Source organism: Streptomyces lomondensis, assembly GCF_014651035.1.
GTDB lineage: Bacteria > Actinomycetota > Actinomycetes > Streptomycetales > Streptomycetaceae > Streptomyces > Streptomyces lomondensis.
This window is the reverse complement of record NZ_BMWC01000001.1, coordinates 1086040-1103349: the sequence shown is the minus strand read 5'-3', so window position 1 is coordinate 1103349 and position 17310 is coordinate 1086040. Positions and strand designations below refer to the sequence as shown.

Annotated in this window: 13 protein-coding genes; 7 read left to right on the top strand and 6 right to left on the bottom strand. The window is 70.7% G+C overall.

The annotated features are described in order from the left end of the window. Window positions 1-5: 5 nt before the first annotated feature. The 4 genes from IE255_RS04735 to IE255_RS04720 all read right to left on the bottom strand — a co-directional run bounded on the left by IE255_RS04735 (window position 6) and on the right by IE255_RS04720 (window position 5148). Window positions 6-1682, bottom strand: coding sequence for a glycoside hydrolase family 13 protein (locus tag IE255_RS04735; RefSeq protein WP_190048812.1), 1677 nt, complete (start codon window positions 1680-1682; stop codon window positions 6-8). 144 nt (window positions 1683-1826) lie between these two features. Then, entirely contained in the window at window positions 1827-2735 is a 909-nt protein-coding gene (locus IE255_RS04730; protein WP_190048811.1) for a sugar ABC transporter permease, read from the bottom strand. Between the two features lie 14 nt (window positions 2736-2749). Continuing rightward, window positions 2750-3754 (bottom strand): carbohydrate ABC transporter permease, encoded by a 1005-nt coding sequence (locus IE255_RS04725; protein ID WP_190048810.1) that lies wholly within the window; start codon window positions 3752-3754, stop codon window positions 2750-2752. A 125-nt stretch (window positions 3755-3879) separates the two neighbouring features. Then, window positions 3880-5148 carry an extracellular solute-binding protein gene (locus IE255_RS04720; RefSeq protein ID WP_190048809.1) on the bottom strand — a complete coding sequence of 423 codons (1269 nt, stop codon included), beginning with the start codon at window positions 5146-5148 and terminating at the stop codon, window positions 3880-3882. A gap of 393 nt (window positions 5149-5541) precedes the next feature. Here IE255_RS04720 and IE255_RS04715 point away from each other — a divergent pair, with 393 nt between their 5' ends. Both IE255_RS04715 and IE255_RS04710 read left to right on the top strand, forming a co-directional pair. Then, the gene (locus IE255_RS04715; protein ID WP_190048808.1) at window positions 5542-6576 is read left to right on the top strand and encodes a LacI family DNA-binding transcriptional regulator; all 1035 of its coding nucleotides are present in this window, start codon (window positions 5542-5544) and stop codon (window positions 6574-6576) included. 169 nt (window positions 6577-6745) lie between these two features. After that, the gene (locus tag IE255_RS04710) at window positions 6746-7612 is read left to right on the top strand and encodes a phosphatase PAP2 family protein (protein ID WP_190048807.1); all 867 of its coding nucleotides are present in this window, start codon (window positions 6746-6748) and stop codon (window positions 7610-7612) included. Between the two features lie 217 nt (window positions 7613-7829). Here IE255_RS04710 and IE255_RS04705 read toward each other — a convergent pair whose 3' ends face one another. Beyond that, window positions 7830-10838 carry a bifunctional [glutamine synthetase] adenylyltransferase/[glutamine synthetase]-adenylyl-L-tyrosine phosphorylase gene (locus IE255_RS04705; protein WP_190048806.1) on the bottom strand — a complete coding sequence of 1003 codons (3009 nt, stop codon included), beginning with the start codon at window positions 10836-10838 and terminating at the stop codon, window positions 7830-7832. A gap of 147 nt (window positions 10839-10985) precedes the next feature. Here IE255_RS04705 and IE255_RS04700 point away from each other — a divergent pair, with 147 nt between their 5' ends. Continuing rightward, window positions 10986-11504 (top strand): pyridoxamine 5'-phosphate oxidase family protein, encoded by a 519-nt coding sequence (locus IE255_RS04700; RefSeq protein WP_190048805.1) that lies wholly within the window; start codon window positions 10986-10988, stop codon window positions 11502-11504. A 15-nt stretch (window positions 11505-11519) separates the two neighbouring features. Next, window positions 11520-11969, top strand: coding sequence for a VOC family protein (locus tag IE255_RS04695; RefSeq protein WP_190048804.1), 450 nt, complete (start codon window positions 11520-11522; stop codon window positions 11967-11969). A 92-nt stretch (window positions 11970-12061) separates the two neighbouring features. On the opposite strand, the gene glnA2 is transcribed toward IE255_RS04695, so the two are convergent. Beyond that, window positions 12062-13423, bottom strand: coding sequence for a gamma-glutamylpolyamine synthetase GlnA2 (gene glnA2, locus IE255_RS04690; protein WP_190048803.1), 1362 nt, complete (start codon window positions 13421-13423; stop codon window positions 12062-12064). A gap of 413 nt (window positions 13424-13836) precedes the next feature. Between glnA2 and IE255_RS04685 the strand changes: the two genes are divergently transcribed. From IE255_RS04685 to IE255_RS04675, 3 genes are all read left to right on the top strand, one after another. Then, window positions 13837-14502, top strand: coding sequence for a thioredoxin-like domain-containing protein (locus IE255_RS04685; protein WP_190048802.1), 666 nt, complete (start codon window positions 13837-13839; stop codon window positions 14500-14502). Beyond that, window positions 14499-15119 carry a DUF305 domain-containing protein gene (locus tag IE255_RS04680; protein ID WP_190048801.1) on the top strand — a complete coding sequence of 207 codons (621 nt, stop codon included), beginning with the start codon at window positions 14499-14501 and terminating at the stop codon, window positions 15117-15119. Before IE255_RS04685 ends, IE255_RS04680 begins: the two co-directional genes overlap by 4 nt. A gap of 158 nt (window positions 15120-15277) precedes the next feature. Beyond that, a complete protein-coding gene (locus IE255_RS04675) occupies window positions 15278-17221 on the top strand; it encodes a S53 family peptidase (protein ID WP_190048800.1) in 1944 nt (647 codons plus the stop codon). The last annotated feature ends 89 nt before the right edge of the window (window positions 17222-17310 follow it).

The following is a 17310-nucleotide window of genomic DNA, read 5'->3' as shown; positions in this document are numbered from 1 at the left end:
GAAAATCAGGCCGTGGTCGCGGTGGTCCACCACACCGTGGTGTCGCCGGGCACCTTCGCCTCGTCGTCGACCAGGACGATCTCCCCGCTCGCGACCAGCACCCGGCCGTACGCCGGCATCGCCACCGCCTCCCCCGTGGTGTTCGCGACGCACACGAACTCCCCGCGCCGGAAGGCGAGCACCCCCTCGGGCGCCCGCAGCCACTCCACGGAACTGCCCGCGCCGAGGTCGGGCTGCCCGCGGCGCACCGCGAGCGCGGCCCGGTACAGCTCCAGCGTCGACCCGGGCACCCCGGTCTGCGCCTCGACGCTCAGCTCGCCCCACCCCTCCGGCTGCGGCAGCCAGCTGCCCCCGTCGCCGAAGCCGTACGACGACCCGGTCCTGGTCCACGGGATCGGCACCCGGCACCCGTCACGGAACCCGTCCTGGCCCGCGCCCCGGAAGTACGCCGGGTCCTGGCGCACCTCGTCGGGCAGGTCGACGACGTCCGGAAGGCCCAGTTCCTCGCCCTGGTAGATGTACGCCGAGCCGGGCAGCGCCAGCATCAGCAGGGTCGCGGCCCGGGCCCTGCGCAGCCCCAGTTCCCGGTCGCCGGCCAGCCGGATCTGGGTGCCGAGGCCGGGCGGGTTGGCGAACCGGGTGGCGTGCCGGGTGACGTCGTGGTTGGACAGCACCCAGGTCGCGGGCGCGCCGACCGGGCGCATGGCCTCCAGGGTGCGGTCGATGACCTCACGCATCTCCTCGGCGTCCCAGTGGGTGCTGAGGTACTGGAAGTTGAAGGCCTGATGCAGCTCGTCCGGGCGGACGTAGTTGGCGGTGCGCTCGATGGTCGGCGTCCACGCTTCCGCGACGAAGATGCGCTCCCCCGCGTACTCGTCGAGGATCCGGCGCCACTGCCGGTAGATCTCGTGGACGCCGTCCTGGTCGAAGAACGGCATGACATCGTTGCCCAGGAGCTTCACCTGGTCGTGGGATCCAAGGTCGGGCAGCCCCTCCGCCTTCACCAGCCCGTGTGCGACGTCGATCCGGAAGCCGTCGACGCCCATGTCCAGCCAGAAGCGCAGGATGGAGCGGAACTCGTCGCCGACCGCCGGGTGCTCCCAGTTGAAGTCGGGCTGCTCGGGGGCGAAGAGGTGCAGGTACCACTCCCCGTCCGGGACCCGGGTCCAGGCCGGGCCGCCGAAGATCGACTCCCAGTCGTTGGGTGGGAGTTCGCCGTTCTTCCCCTTGCCGGGGCGGAAGTGGTAGCGGTCCCGCAGCGGGGAACCGGGGCCCTCGGCGACGGCCCGCTTGAACCACTCGTGCTGGTCGGAGGAGTGGTTCGGGACCAGGTCGACGATGATCCTCAGGCCCAGCTCATGGGCGTCGCGGATCAGCGCGTCGGCGTCCAGGAGGTTGCCGAACATGGGGTCGACGGCCCGGTAGTCGGCGACGTCGTAGCCGGCGTCGGCCTGCGGCGAGGCGTAGAAGGGGCTGAGCCACACGGCGTCCACGCCGAGGTCGCGCAGGTACGGCAGGCGGGTGCGGACACCCTCCAGGTCGCCCATGCCGTCGCCGTTGCTGTCGGCGAAGCTGCGCGGGTACACCTGGTAGATCACCGCGTCCCGCCACCAGTCGCGACGCTTGGCGACGGCCACGGCGGACGTGGGGCTGGGGGCAGGTGCAGCTGAGTGCTGGCTCATGTCGTCCTTGATGCGTAACAGAGGTGTGGTCATGTGAGACGTGGGGTGGGTGACGAGGCGGCCGCGGCACAGCGGGGTCGGATGGGCGCCGCGACCGCCTCGGGCTTGTGAGTGCGGTTCGCCAGTGACCCGAGGGGCGCTGGGTCACCCCTTGGTGCCACCTGCAGTAAGCCCGGTCACCAGGTTCTTCTGCACGAGGTAGAAGAACGCGGCAGCCGGTATCGCGATCAAGACAGCCGTCGCGGCCATCAGGTTCCGCTGCGCGTCATGCTCGCTCACGAACGTCTGGAGACCGACGGCAAACGTGTACTTGTCGTCGCTCAGCATGAACGTCGAGGCGAACGCGACCTCACCGAAGGCCGTGAGGAAGCTGTAGAACGCCGCGACCGCGAGCCCCGGCTTGGCGAGCGGCAGGATCAGCCGCGCGAACGTGCCGAAGGGGGTCAGCCCGTCGACGCGCCCGGCCTCGTCGATCTCGAACGGGATGGTGTCGAAATAGCCCTTCATCAGCCAGGCGCAGTACGGCACGATCGTGGTGCAGTTGACAAGGATGAGACCAAGGTAGCTGTCGATGAGCTGGAGATCCGAGAGGATCTGGTACATCGGCACGATCAGTACCGCGATGGGGAACATCTGGGTGACGAGCAGCACCCACATCAGCTTCCGGTAGCCCGGGAACCGCATGCGGGAGACCGCGTATCCGGTGGACGCGGCGACGACGACGCCGATCAGCGTCGTGCCCAGCACCACGACCAGCGTGCTCTTCAGCCAGTCGAAGAAGCCGGTGTCCTGGAGGACGAACGCGTAGTTGTCGAACGTCATCTTGCCCCAGATGCGCCCGGGGTGCAGGTAGTCGTCCTTGTCCGGTCCGAGGGACAGGAAGAACAGCCAGGCGACCGGGAAGAGCGCGGTCAGGCTCGCGACGATCAGCACGGCGTGCGAGGCGAGGGAGGCCGCGCGGCTCTGCTCGCCGCGCCGGCGCGTCCGGCCGGGGGCGCTCGCGGGGCGCCCCTCGGTCGCCGGGGCGGAGTTCTCGACGGTGGTCGTACTCATTTCGGACTCCTGCCTCAGATCGCGAGCTGCTGCTCGTTGCGGTTCAGCCAGCGGCGGTAGAAGGAGGTGAAGACGATCAGGAGGGACAGCAGCAGGATTCCGTAGGCGGCGGACTGGGCGTAGTCGCGCGGCTGCTGCCCGAAGCCCAGGTGGTAGGCCCAGGTCACGAGGATCTGGGCGTCCGGGGCGGTGTTGCCGAACAGCAGGAAGATGATGGCGAACTGGTTGAACGTCCAGATCACGCCGAGCAGGACGACCGTGGTGCTGACCGACCTCAGGCCGGGCAGGGTGACGTACCGGAACCGCTGCCAGGCGCTGGCGCCGTCCATCTCGGACGCCTCGTACAGGCTCGCGTCGATCGACTGCAGGCCGCCGAGGAGCGAGACCATCATGAACGGCACGCCGCACCAGGTGTTGACCATGATCGCGGAGAACCGCTGCCAGAAGGTGTCCTCCAGCCACGCGGGCGTCGGCAGGTGCAGGAATTCCAGGCCGCTGTTGATGATGCCGCCGTCGGCGAGCATGAACCGCCAGCCGAAGACGGTGACGAAGGTCGGCACCGCCCAGGGCAGCACCAGGATCATCCGGTAGAGGGTGCGGCCGCGCAGCTTCTGGTTGAGCAGCAGGGCGAGGCCGAGTCCGATGCCGTAGTGCAGGGTGACACAGGCCGCCGTCCAGAAGACCGTCCACAGGAAGTGCGACCAGAAGCGGTCGTACGCCGTCGGGCCCCACAGAATGTCGGCGTAGTTGTCCAGGCCGATGAACTTGTAGGTGGCGTCGATCTCGTTGACGCCGATCGTGCGGGCGGTGTTCAGGCTGTTGGCGTCGGTGAGGGTGAGGTACAGGCCGTACGCCAGCGGGTACAGCACGAGGACGCCGAGGACGATCGCCACCGGGGCGACCATCGCGTAGGCGTACCAGTGCTTGTGCAGGCCGTTCTTCAGCCGCTGGACCGGTCCGGGCCGCGGTTCCCGCTCACCGCGCCGCTTGCCGGTCGCTCGGTCGATGGCGACTGTCATGGTTCGACACCTTCTGGAGGTTCAAGGAGTTCAAGGGGAGCTGCTCGGGCCCGGGCGCAGGCGCAGGCCGGTGGCCGCCGGGATCCCCTCCCCCATGACCGGGGGATCCGGCGGTCACGCGGCGGTCACTTGCTGTAGTCCGGCACCAGCTTGGCGATGGCGGTCTCGGCGTCGCCGAGGCCCTTGTCCAGGGACTCCTTGCCACCCGCGATCTCGATCAGCTCGTCGTCGAGCGGGGTCCACAGGGAGCTGTACTCGGGGAGGGCCGGGCGCGGCTGGGCCGCGGGCAGCACACTCTGGTAGCCGGCGATGCCCGGGTCGGCCTTGACCTTCGCGGTGTAGGCGTCCTCGCGCGTGGGCAGCGTGGAGTTCTTCAGCGCGATGGTCTCCTGGGCCTTGGCCGAGGTCATGAACTTCACGAACTTCAGCGAGGCCTCCTGGTGGGCCTTGTCCGAGCCCGCGTACACGGAGAGGTTGTGGCCGCCGGTCGGTGCGCCCGCCTTGCCGGTGGAGCCGGCCGGGACGGTGGCGATGCCGAGGTTGTTCTTGTCCTTGAAAGCGGAGCCCTTGTAGAAGTTCGTGATCTCCCACGGGCCCTGGATGATCGAGGCGACCTTGCCGCTGACGAACGCCTCCTGGATGTGGGCGTAGGCGTCGGCGGTGGTGTCGGCCTTGTGCAGGCCCTTGCCCTTGAAGAGGCTCTGCCAGGTGCCGTAGGCCTTCTTGGCGGCGGGCGAGGTGACGGTGATCTTCTTGGCGTCGACGTCGACGGTGTCGGTGCCCTCGCCGTAGAGGAAGCTCTGCGCGTAGTAGGCCTGGGTGGAGCCCCAGTAGCCGTCGACGCCGGTCTTGTCCTTGATGGTGGCGGCGGCCTTCTTCAGGTCGTCCCAGGTCTTGGGGGCCTCGACGCCGGCCTTCTTGAACAGGGCCTTGTTGTAGACGAGGGCGAGGGTGTCCGTGGTGAAGGGGACGCCGTAGGTCTTGCCCTCGTACTTGGCCTGCTCGATCAGGCTGGGCTGGAACTTGTCCTGCTCGGCGAGGGCCTCGGTGCCGTCCAGCGGCGCGAAGAAGCCTTTCTTGGCGAAGGCGGGGGTCCAGCCGACCTCGGAGCGCAGCACGTCGGGGGCGCCCTTGGAGCCGGCGGCGGTGTCGAACTTGTTCTGCGCCTGGTCGAAGGGGACGTTGACGTAGTTGACCTTGATGTCCTTGTGGGCGGCCTCGAACTCCTTGACCAGGGCCTGGTACGTCGGCGCCTCGTTGGTGGCGTTGGAGGTGTCCCACCAGGTGATGGTGACCGGGCCGCCGGCCTCGTCGCCGCTGTCGCTTCCGCCGCAGGCCGTCGCCGCCAGGGCGAGGGACGCCACCAGCGCGGTGGCCGCTATGCCACGCCGCATGAGTTCTCCTTGAGGGTGAAAGCCCGTTCCGTGCTGCCGACTGCGCCGTTGGCCGCCGGGCGTCGGTGAGATTAGCCGCGTTTCAAGGAGTTGCGAAAGACCTTGCAGCAAAAAGTTGCAAGGGGCGCGGATGGTTATCCCGCCGTGACCTGTCCGCGATCGCCCTGGGGCCTTGATTTCCGGCTGTTCGGCAGGGAGTCGGACAGTTGTGCAAGACTCTGCAAGCACTTGCCATCCGTGTCCGCCGGGGGGAATCATCCGTTGCGGAGCGGACGCCGACCACGACTTCGAGGGACCGCGATGACCCAGCAACCCGCAGCGGGCCGTGCGACGGCGCGCACCAGGCGTCCCGTCGGTGTGCAAGCAGAACCCCGGCCGCTACAGTCCGGTGCTGTGACCACACGGCTTGCCGACATCGCTGTGCAGGCGGGGGTGAGCGAAGCGACCGTCAGCCGCGTCCTCAACGGGAAGCCGGGCGTCGCCGCCACCACCCGCCAGTCCGTGCTGGCCGCCCTCGACGTGCTGGGCTACGAACGCCCGGTGCGGCTGCGCCAGCGCAGCGAGGGCCTGGTGGGTCTGATCACCCCGGAGCTGGAGAACCCGATCTTCCCGGCCCTGGCCCAGGTCATCGGCCAGGCGCTGACGCGGCAGGGCTACACGCCGGTGCTGGCCACCCAGACCCCGGGCGGCTCGACCGAGGACGAGCTGACCGAGATGCTCGTCGACCGCGGGGTCGCCGGCATCATCTACGTCTCCGGGCTGCACGCGGACACCACCGCCGACATGCAGCGCTACGACCGGCTGCGCGCGCAGGGCGTGCCGTACGTGCTGGTGGACGGCTTCTCGCCGAAGGTGCAGGCGCCGTTCATCTCCCCCGACGACCGCGCGGCGATGTCCCTGGCGGTCACGCACCTGGCGTCCCTGGGGCACACGCGGATCGGGCTGGCCCTGGGGCCCAAGCGGTTCGTGCCCGTGCAGCGCAAGATCGAGGGGTTCGTGCGCGCGATGCAGGACCTGTTGGGCCTGGGCGCCGAGGCCGTCGAGTCGGAGCTGGTGCAGCACTCCCTCTACACCCTGGAGGGCGGGCAGGCCGCCGCCACCGCCCTGATCGAGCGGCAGTGCACGGCCGTGGTGTGCGCCAGCGACATGATGGCGCTGGGCGCGATCCGGGCGGCCCGGCAGCTGGGCCTGGCCGTGCCGAAGGACATCTCCGTGGTCGGCTTCGACGACTCCCCGCTGATCGCCTTCACGGACCCGCCGCTGACGACGATCCGCAAGCCGGTTCCCGCGATGGGCCAGGCGGCCGTGCGCACGCTGCTGGAGGAGATCGGCGGGACGCCCGCCCCGCACAGCGAGTTCGTGTTCATGCCGGAGCTGGTGGTGCGCGGTTCGACCGCTTCGGCGCCCGGGGACCGCGGACGTCACTGAGACTTCTGATCACTCCTGATTCGTCCGTCTCGTCCTCCGGGTGGAGAACGGCGGTCGCGCACCCTGCGCCGGTAGGACCCGAGGGGGTCGTTCCGCCGTAGAACATGCGGCCCGGACCAGACCGGAGGATGATCGGTGGGACAGGGCTTTTCTGGCAGACTTTGTGCCTATGGGTGACACGACCGTGACGACGCCGGAAGGCCGGGAAGCGGCCCTTCCGCACCCCGTCACGGCCGAGACGGGGCCCGGCCCGCTGCGGCGGCTGCGCACCCCGCGCCGGCCCCGGTTCTGGTTCGAGATCCTGCTGATCGCGGTGAGTTACTGGACGTACTCGCTCGTCCGTAACGCCGTGCCCGAGCAGAAGGCCGAGGCCCTGCGCAACGCCGACTGGATCTGGAAGGCCGAGCACCAGCTGGGCATCGCCGTCGAGGAGTCGGTCAACCACGCCGTGAACTCGGTGACTTGGCTCATCGTCGGCATGAACTACTACTACGCGACGCTCCACTTCGTGGTCACGCTGGGTGTGCTCGTGTGGCTCTACCGTCGCCATCCCGGCCGCTACGCGGCCACCCGCCTGGTGCTGTTCGCGACGACCGGCGTCGCCCTGGTCGGCTACTACCTGTATCCGCTGGCGCCCCCGCGGCTGATGAACGGCGGCGGCTTCGTCGACACGGTCATGGTCCACCAGACCTGGGGATCGATGGCGTCCGGCGACCTGAAGCACATGTCCAACCAGTACGCCGCGATGCCGTCGATGCACATCGGCTGGTCCGTGTGGTGCGGCCTGACGATCTTCGCCCTGGCCACAATCCCCTGGGTGCGGGTGCTGGGCCTGCTCTACCCGGCGCTGACGCTGGTGGTGATCGTCGCCACGGCCAACCACTTCTGGCTGGACGCGGTGGGCGGCGTGCTGTGCCTGGCCTTCGGGTTCACGGTGGCGCGGGTCTGGTACGGGCGGCAGCCGTACGCGCTGCCGAAGGTGGTACCGGCGCAGACGCGCGGGGTGGGCCGCCCGCTGCGGCCGACCGGGGTCTGACCCGCCGCCGCGTCGGCGCGGTGCCGCGGTGCCGCGGTGTCGCGGTGTCGCGGCGGGGGGTGCGGCCTCGCGGGTGCTGCGGGAGGGGATGCGGCCTCGCGGGTGCCGCCGGAGGGAATGCGGCCTCGCGGGTGCCGCCGGAGGCAATGCGACCCCGCAGACGCCACCGGAGGCAATGCGACCCCGCGCCTTCTCGCCCGGGTCCTCGCGGGCCTCCTCAGCGCTCGGCCACCCCGTAGAACAGCTCCTCCACCACACCCCGCGCCCTGCGGGCCGTGCGCCGGTATCCGTCGAGCATGTCGCCGACGTGGCCCGGGCCGTAGCCCAGGTACCGCCCCACGGCGGCCAGTTCCCGGGGGTCCGAGGGGAACGTGTCGGCGGCCCGGCCGCGGACCAGCATCACCGCGTTGCGGACGCGCGTCGCGAGGACCCAGGCCTCGTCCAGGATCGCCGCGTCCTCGTCCGTGACGAGCCCGGCCGCGCGGGCGGCGGCCAGGGCCTCGCGGGTGCGGGTGGTGCGCAGGCCCGGCTCCGCCGCGCCGTGCCGCAGCTGGAGCAGCTGCACGGTCCACTCCACGTCGGACAGGCCGCCCGGACCGAGCTTGGCGTGCAGTTTCGGATCGGCGCCGCGCGGCAGCCGCTCGGACTCCATCCGGGCCTTCAGCCGCCGGATCTCGCGCACGGCCTCGTCGGCGAGTCCGTCGGCCGGATAGCGCAGCGGGTCGACCAGCTCGATGAAGCGGCGGCCCAGGTCCTCGTCCCCGGCGACGGGTTCCGCCCGCAGCAGGGCGTGCGACTCCCAGGTCAGGGACCACCGGCGGTAGTACGCCTCGTACGACTTGAGGGTGCGGACGAGCGGTCCGGACTTGCCCTCCGGGCGCAGGTCGGCGTCGATCAGCAGGGGCGGGTCGGCGCTGGGGATCTGGAGCAGGCGGCGCATCTCGGAGACGACCTTGTTGGCCGCCTCGGAGGCCTCCCGCTCGTCGACGCCGTCGCGCGGCTCGTGCACGAACAGCACGTCCGCGTCGGAGCCGTAGCCCAGCTCGTGGCCTCCGAAGCGGCCCATCCCGATGATCGCGAACCGGGTGGGCAGGCTGTCGCCCCAGCCGTCCCTGACGACCGCGCGGAGCGTGCCGGCGAGGGTCGCCGCCGTCAGGTCCGAGACCGCTCCCCCGACCAGGTCCACCAGGGCGCCCTGGTCGGCCTCGGCGGGCTGCTCCTCGGTGCCGTAGGAGCCGACGATGTCGGCGGCTGCCGTGCGGAACAGCTCGCGGCGGCGCACGCCACGGGCGGCCGTGACCGCCTGGGCGGCTCCGTCGGCCCGGTTCACCGCGGCGAGTATCTCCTGCTCCAGGTGGGCGCGCGGGCGCGGTTCCAGCCCGCCGCCGTCCCCGTCGCCGAGCAGCGCCACCGCCTCCGGCGCCCGCATCAGCAGGTCGGGCGCGAGCCGGCCGGCGGACAGCACCCGGGCAACGTTCTGCGCGGCGGCGCCCTCGTCCCGCAGCAGCCGCAGGTACCAGGGCGTCTTGCCGAGCGCGTCCGACACCTTGCGGAAGTTGAGCAGGCCCGCGTCCGGGTCGGCCGAGTCGGCGAACCAGCCGAGCATGACGGGCAGCAGGGTGCGCTGGATGGCGGCCTTGCGGGTGACGCCGGAGGCCAGCGCCTCCAGGTGGCGCAGGGCGGAGGCCGGGTCGTCGTAGCCGAGGGCGACCAGACGCTCCCGGGCCGCCTCGGGGCTCAGCCGGGCCTCGCCGGTGGCGAGCTGGGCGACCGCGTCGAGCAGCGGCCGGTAGAACAGCTTCTCGTGCAGGCGGCGTACGACGGTGGCGTGCCGCCGCCACTCGCGGTGCAGGTCGGCGACCGGGTCGGTGCGCAGGCCGAGGGAGCGGCCGATGCGGCGCAGCTCAGCCTCGTCCTCCGGGACGAGGTGGGTGCGGCGCAGCCGGAACAGCTGGATGCGGTGCTCCATGGAGCGCAGGAAGCGGTAGGCCTCGTCGAGCTGGGCGGCGTCGGCCCGGCCGACGTAGCCGCCGGCGGCGAGGGCCTTGAGCGCGTCGAGGGTCGTACCGCTGCGCAGGGAGGTGTCGGCGCGGCCGTGCACCAGCTGGAGCAGCTGCACGGCGAACTCGACGTCCCTGAGGCCGCCCGGGCCCAGCTTCAGCTGGCGGTCGACCTCGGCGGCGGGGATGTTCTCCACGACCCGGCGGCGCATCTTCTGCACGTCGGGGACGAAGTTCTCGCGCTCGGCGGCCTTCCACACCAGCGGCTGGACGGCGGCGACGTACTCCTCGCCGAGGTCGAGGTCGCCGGCCACCGGCCGGGCCTTGAGCAGCGCCTGGAACTCCCAGGTCTTGGCCCAGCGCTGGTAGTAGGCGAGGTGGCTGGAGAGGGTGCGCACTAGCGGGCCGTTGCGGCCCTCGGGGCGGAGGTTGGCGTCGACGGGCCAGATGGAGCCCTCGACCGTGGTCTCCGAGCAGATCCGCATCATGTGCGAGGCGAGCCGGGTCGCGGCCCGGACGGCCTTGGTCTCGTCGGCCCCCTCGGCGGCCTCCCCCACGAAGATGACGTCCACGTCGGAGACGTAGTTCAGCTCGTGGCCCCCGCACTTGCCCATCGCGATGACGGCGAGCCGGCACAGGGCGTCGTCCTCGGGCGCGGCCGCCCGGGCGAGGCCGAGGGCGGCGCGCAGGGTGGCGGTGGCGAGGTCGGCCAGCTCGGCGGCGGACTCGGCGACCCCCGTCGTACCGCACACGTCCCGGGCGGCGATGGACAGCAGGCAGCGCCGGTAGGCGACGCGCAGGGAGACCGGGTCGGTGGCCTCCGCGAGGCCGGCCTCGAACTCCTCCACCCCGGGGTGCAGGTCCCGCGACTCGTACGTGACGAGCGCCTGCCAGTCGTCCGGGTGCCGGGTGAGGTGGTCGGCGAGGGCGGTGGAGGCGCCGAGCACGCCGAGCAGCCGGTCGCGCAGCGGCTTGGCCGCGATCAGGGTGTCGAGCAGTTCCCGGCGGGCGCCGGCGTTCGGCTGGGCCTCCAGCAGCCGGACCAGCCCGAGCAGCGCGAGATCGGGGTCGGCGGTCGCGCCGAGCGCCTCCAGCAGCACCGGGTCGTCGCGCAGGGGTGCCAGCTCGGCGCTGTCCAGGAGCCGCTCGGCGGCGGAGGCGTCGGTGAAGCCGTGCCGCAGCAGCCGTGTGAAGGTACTGCTCCTGCGCCCCGGCACCGCCGACATCCGGGCCTCCCTCGCACTGTTCCTCGGACTTCCGTCGGATCAAGGTCGTACGGCTCGAGCCTAACCGCACAGACCTGGGCGAGCGCCGATGAGTTCGGCAGGCGGACGGGGTCTGCATCTGTGAGCACACAGGTCGGGAGGACGCTCATGACCACCATGCACCCGGAAACCCGCCTGGACAGGCGCTACAGCGACGAGACGGCCGAAGCCACCGACTGGCGGGAGGCGGAGGCGCGGCTCGCGGCGGCGGAGCTGTTCTGGATCTCGACGGTACGACCGGACGGCCGCCCGCACGTCACTCCGCTGCCCGCGGTCTGGTCGGACGGCGCCCTGCACTTCTGCACGGGCCCGGAGGAACGCAAGGCGAGGAACCTCGCGGAGAACCCCCATGTCGTGCTCACCACCGGCACGAACACCTGGAACCAGGGCTACGACCTGGTGGTGGAGGGCGAGGCGAGGCGCGTGACCGACGACGCCCGGCTACGCGAACTGGCCGCGGCGTGGGAGGCGAAGTACGGCAGTGTCTGGCACTTCGAGGTACGGGAGGGCTATTTCCGCCACGGCTCGGGTCGAGCGGCCGTCTACTCGGTGGCGCCCCGGACCGTTTTCGGATTCGGTAAGGGGGAGCCGTTCAGCCAGACGCGGTGGCGGTTCGCCGATGCCTGACAAAGGAGTCACGCCGTGGACATCACCCTCGAAGTCATCCCGCTGCCCGTGACCGACATCGACCGGGCCCGGGACTTCTACCGGGACAAGGTCGGCTTCCACGTGGACATCGACCAGGAGGTCATGCCCGGGATGCGGATCGTCCAGCTGACCCCTCCGGGTTCCGGCTGCTCGATCGCCCTCGGCGACTCGATCTGGCAGATGACCCCGGGCCCCACCCCCGCCCCCGGCTCCTACCAGGGCCTGCAACTGTGCGTCGCCGACATCAAGGCGGCCCACGCGGAGCTGGTCGCCCGCGGCCTCGACGTCTCGGAGCCGGTCCAGTACGCGCCGGACGACGGCGCCACGTTCATGCACTTCCAGGACCCGGACGGCAACGGGTGGGCGGTCCAGGAGTACCGGCGGCGGGCGACGGAGCCGCTGCACGAGCTGCTGGCGAAGCTGAGGCGGCAGCAGGAGAGCTGATCGCCAGGAGGGGTCCCGGCCGGTCCACGCGTCGGCTGCGCGGGGGCCGGAGGTCAGTGACCTCCGGCCCCCGCGACGGGGCTGCACGCTCCTTACAGCGCCGGAAGGTTCTTCCGCAGCTCGAACGCCGTGACCTCGCTCCGGTACTCCTCCCACTCCTGCCGCTTGTTGCGCAGGAAGAAGTCGAAGACGTGCTCGCCGAGTGTCTCGGCGACCAGGTCGCTGCGCTCCATCAGGGTCAGGGCCTCGCCCAGGTTCTGCGGGAGCGGCTCGATGCCCATCGCGCGGCGCTCGGCGTCGGAGAGGGCCCAGACGTCGTCCTCGGCGCCCGGCGGGAGCTCGTAGCCCTCCTCGATGCCCTTCAGGCCGGCGGCCAGGAGGACGGCGTAGGCCAGGTACGGGTTCGCGCCCGAGTCCAGGGAGCGGACCTCGACCCGCGCCGAGCCCGTCTTGCCGGGCTTGTACATCGGGACGCGGACCAGGGCCGAGCGGTTGTTGTGGCCCCAGCAGATGTACGACGGGGCCTCGCCGCCCGCGCCCGCCGTGCGCTCCGCGCCGCCCCAGATGCGCTTGTAGGAGTTGACCCACTGGTTGGTGACCGCGGAGACCTCCGCCGCGTGCCGCAGCAGGCCCGCGATGAAGGAGCGGCCCACCTTCGAGAGCTGGTACTCCGAGCCCGACTCGTAGAAGGCGTTGCGGTCGCCCTCGAAGAGGGAGAGGTGGGTGTGCATGCCGCTGCCGGGGTGCTCGGAGAACGGCTTCGGCATGAACGTCGCCTGGACGCCCTGCTCCAGCGCCACCTGCTTCATGACCAGGCGGAACGTCATGACGTTGTCCGCCGTGGAGAGCGCGTCGGCGTAGCGCAGGTCGATCTCCTGCTGGCCCGGGGCGCCCTCGTGGTGGGAGAACTCGACCGAGATGCCCATCGACTCCAGCATGGTGATCGCCTGGCGGCGGAAGTCCATGCCGACGTTGGTGGGGGTGTGGTCGAAGTAGCCGGAGTTGTCGGCCGGAGTCGGGCGGGAGCCGTCCAGCGGCCGGTCCTTCAGCAGGAAGAACTCGATCTCCGGGTGCGTGTAGAACGTGAAGCCGAGATCGCTCGCGCGGGCAAGGGCGCGCTTGAGCACGTAGCGCGGGTCGGCGAAGGACGGGGAGCCGTCCGGCATGAGGATGTCGCAGAACATGCGGGCCGTGCCCGGGGCCTCCGCGCGCCAGGGCAGGATCTGGAAGGTCGACGGGTCCGGCTTGGCGATCATGTCGGACTCGTAGACCCGGGCGAAGCCCTCGATCGCGGAGCCGTCGAAGCCGATGCCCTCGTCGAAGGCCTGTTCCAGTTCGGCCGGGGCCACGGCGACGGACTTGAGGAAGCCCAGCACGTCCGTGAACCACAGGCGTACGAACCGGATGTCGCGCTCCTCCAACGTCCGGAGCACGAACTCCTGCTGCTTGTCCATCTTCCGCTTCCCCATCCTTGCTGGTCAGGCCGCCTGTCTTCCGTACCACGGGAGGCGGTCGGGCACCTGAGCATCCCACCACACCACCATTTCGTACGCGTTGCGCACCATGATCGCCCGGCCGACCCGGGCTCGAACGCCTCACGTACAGCGGGTGAACTGCTCTTCCGCCCATAGTGCCTGCTCGCACCGACATCTGTAATGGCCGGTCCGCGTCGGCACCCCCCGCACTTAATTTGCGTGTCGGATGCAACTTTAAACGGGGACGGTCCGGCCCCGATTCCCGAAGCTGTCGGGCAGCTGTCGGTGCCGTATCGATTCGGCCCATTCCGGTAGCCGCCCTACGAGGCGCCCCGCCTCCCCCATTACGATCAGCGCACCCGACCGTCACTTTTTCCCCCGAAGGACATCTCATGGGCTCGGCCAAGAAGAGCAGCACGGCACGCAAGGCGCGAATAGAGGAGATGCGGCGCGCCGAGCAGGCCCGTGAGCGCCGCAACCGGATCCTCACCATCGCGGCCAGCCTCGTGATCGTCGGCGGCCTGGTCGTCGGCGGCGTCGTGCTCGTGCGGTCCCAGGACGACAAGGGCAGTGACACCGCGGCGAGCGACTCCTCGGGCAAGGGCAAGTTCGTCACCGGCAAGGACGGCGTGAAGACCTGGGAGGGGACGCTGTCCCGCAACCACGTCGCCAAGGCCGTGAAGTACGCCTCCGAGCCGCCGGTCGGCGGCGACCACAACCAGGTCTGGATGAACTGCAACGGCGACGTCTACACCAAGGAGATCAACAACACCAACGCCGTGCACTCGCTGGAGCACGGCGCGGTGTGGGTGACGTACAACGCCGACGCGAAGAAGGCCGACATCGACGCGCTCGCGGCGAAGGTGAAGAAGACGCCGTACACGCTGATGAGCCCGCTGGACGACCAGAAGGACCCGATCATGCTCTCGGCGTGGGGCCACCAGCGCACGGTGACGGGCGCGGACGACCCGAACGTCGACAAGTTCTTCGAGAAGTTCGTCCAGGGCGAGCAGACGCCCGAGCCGGGTGCCGCCTGCACGAACGGTCTCTCGCAGTGAGGCAGGCCGCTCTGATCGCCGGGGCCGCGGCGACGGCGCTCGTCGCGGCCGGCGCGATCACCTACGCCGTCGCCGGGGACGACGGCAACGGAACGACCCCCTCCGCCGAGTCCGCGGACGCCGGGTTCGCGCGGGACATGGCGGTGCACCACCAGCAGGCCGTGGAGATGTCGTACATCGTGCGCGACCGCACGAAGGACGAGGAGGTGCGCCGCCTCGCCTACGACATCGCGCAGACGCAGGCCAACCAGCGCGGCATGATGCTCGGCTGGCTCGATCTGTGGGGGTTGCCCAAGGTGTCCTCCGAGCCGCCGATGACCTGGATGGGCATGGGCGACATGGCCTCCGGCAAGGACGGCGCGCTGATGCCGGGCATGGCGACCAACACCGAGATGAAGAAGCTCGGCGAGCTCAGCGGCAAGCAGGCGGAGATCTTCTACCTCCAGCTGATGACGGACCATCACAAGGGCGGCGTTCACATGGCCGAGGGCTGTGTGGAGAAGTGCGCGGTCGGGGTGGAGAAGCGGCTCGCGCAGGGCATGGTGGACGCGCAGCAGTCGGAGATCGGCCTGATGGCGGACCTGCTCAAGGCACGGGGTGCCGCGCCGCGTTCGTAGGGCGTAAGCCTCAAATCGCCCTGCCCGGCGGCTCCTTGGGCTCTTCTTGGCCTCGGTAGAACGCTTCTTGGGCTTCGCATTCCCCTTGCGTGAACGGTTCATCGAAAGAGTGGCGAGCGTCGAGTGATCCACTCGCGACGAACCGCACAGGGGGTTCCATGAGATCCAACCGCGCCAAGGCGCGCGCCGGGCTGAGTGTGGCGGCGACGCTGCCGATGCTCGCCGGTGCGCTGGCGCTCGGCATACCCGCGGCGCACGCCGCCGACCACCCGCTCCGTGACCTGCTGGCCGGGACCAGGCCCGCGTGGGCCACGGCCAGGGCGGACCAGGGCGCCGCCTCCGACGGCGCCCAGGTCTCGGCCCGGGTCTACCTCGCCGGCAGGGACGCCGCCGGCCTCGCCGCGTACGCGAAGGCCGTCTCCGACCCGAAGTCGGCCTCCTATGGCAAGTACCTGACCGCCCGGCAGGCCCAGGCCCGCTTCGGCGCGACCGAGGCCCAGGTGGCGGCCGTGAAGGCCTGGCTGACGTCCGCCGGTCTGAAGGTCACGGGTGTCACGCGGCACTACGTCTCCGTCACCGGTGACGTGGCCGCCGCCGAGAAGGCGTTCGGCACCCAGCTGCACAACTTCACCAAGGGCTCGAAGACCTACCGCGCCCCGGCGAGCACCGCCTCCGTGCCGGCGAGCCTGGCCGACGCCGTACTCACCGTGACCGGCCTGGACAACGCGCCCCACATGGCCACGCACGACGACCAACTGCCCCCGCCTGACACCGTGTTCCGCAACGCCGGGCCGTTCTCCTCGTACTACGGCTCGAAGACCGCGACCACGCTGCCCGACGCGTACGGCACGAAGATCCCGTACGCGGTCAAGGGCTACACGGGCAGGCAACTGCGGGCCGCCTACGGCGCGGGCACCCGCACCGGCAAGGGCGTCCGGGTCGCCATCACGGACGCCTACGCCTCGCCGACGATCGCCTACGACGCCGCCACCTACGCCAAGCGGAACGGCGACGCGGCGTGGAAGTCCGGCCAACTGCACCAGGTGCTGCCCGAGAAGTACACGAACACCAAGGACTGCTCGGCGGCCGGCTGGTACGGCGAGGAGACCCTCGACGTCGAGGCCGTGCACGCGGTCGCGCCCGCCGCGGGCGTCACCTACGTGGGCGCCGCCTCCTGCATGGACAACGATCTGCTCGACGCGCTCGGCAAGGTCGTCGACAGCCACCTGGCGGACATCGTCTCCAACTCCTGGGGCGAGGTGGAGGCCGCCGAGACCCCCGACATCGCGGCCGCCTACGACCAGGTCTTCCAGCTGGGCGCGGTCGAGGGCATCGGCTTCTACTTCTCCTCCGGCGACGACGGCGACGAGGTCGCCAGCTCCGGGACGAAGCAGGTCGACTCCCCGGCCAACTCGGCGTGGGTCACCGCGGTCGGCGGCACCTCGCTGGCCGTCGGCAAGGACGACACGTACCTGTGGGAGACCGGCTGGGGCACCGAGAAGGCGAACCTGTCGGCCGACGGCAGGAGCTGGACGGACTTCCCCGGTGCCTTCACCTCGGGCGCGGGCGGCGGCACCAGCAAGATCGTCGCCGAGCCCTCCTACCAGGAGGGTGTCGTGCCGGAGTCCCTGGCGAAGGCCAACAGCGCGGACGGCAACCGGGTCGTCCCGGACATCGCGGCGATCGCCGACCCGAACACCGGCTTCCTGGTCGGCCAGACCCAGACCCTGCCCGACGGCAAGTCGCAGGCGTACAGCGAGTACCGCATCGGCGGCACCTCGCTCGCCGCGCCGACCATCGCGGCCATCCAGGCGCTGGCCCAGGAGGCCCGCGGCGGCACGCCGATCGGCTTCGCCAACCCGGCGATCTACGCGAAGTCCGGCTCGAAGGTCTACCACGACGTCACCGACAACCCGACGGGCTCCGGCCTCGCCGTGGCCCGCGTCGACTTCGTGAACGGCTACGACGCCACGGGCGGTCTCGCCACGTCCGTGCGCAGCCTCGGCAAGGACAGCTCGCTGAAGGCCGTCAAGGGCTACGACGACGTCACCGGCGTGGGCACGCCCGCGAACGGCTACGTCGAGTCGTACCGGCGCCGCTGACGTCCGTCGGCTGACCACCGCAAGGGGAGCGGGGTGGTGTGGGGTGACCCACACCACCCCATTGCGTCGCTCTGACGATTACACTGGGC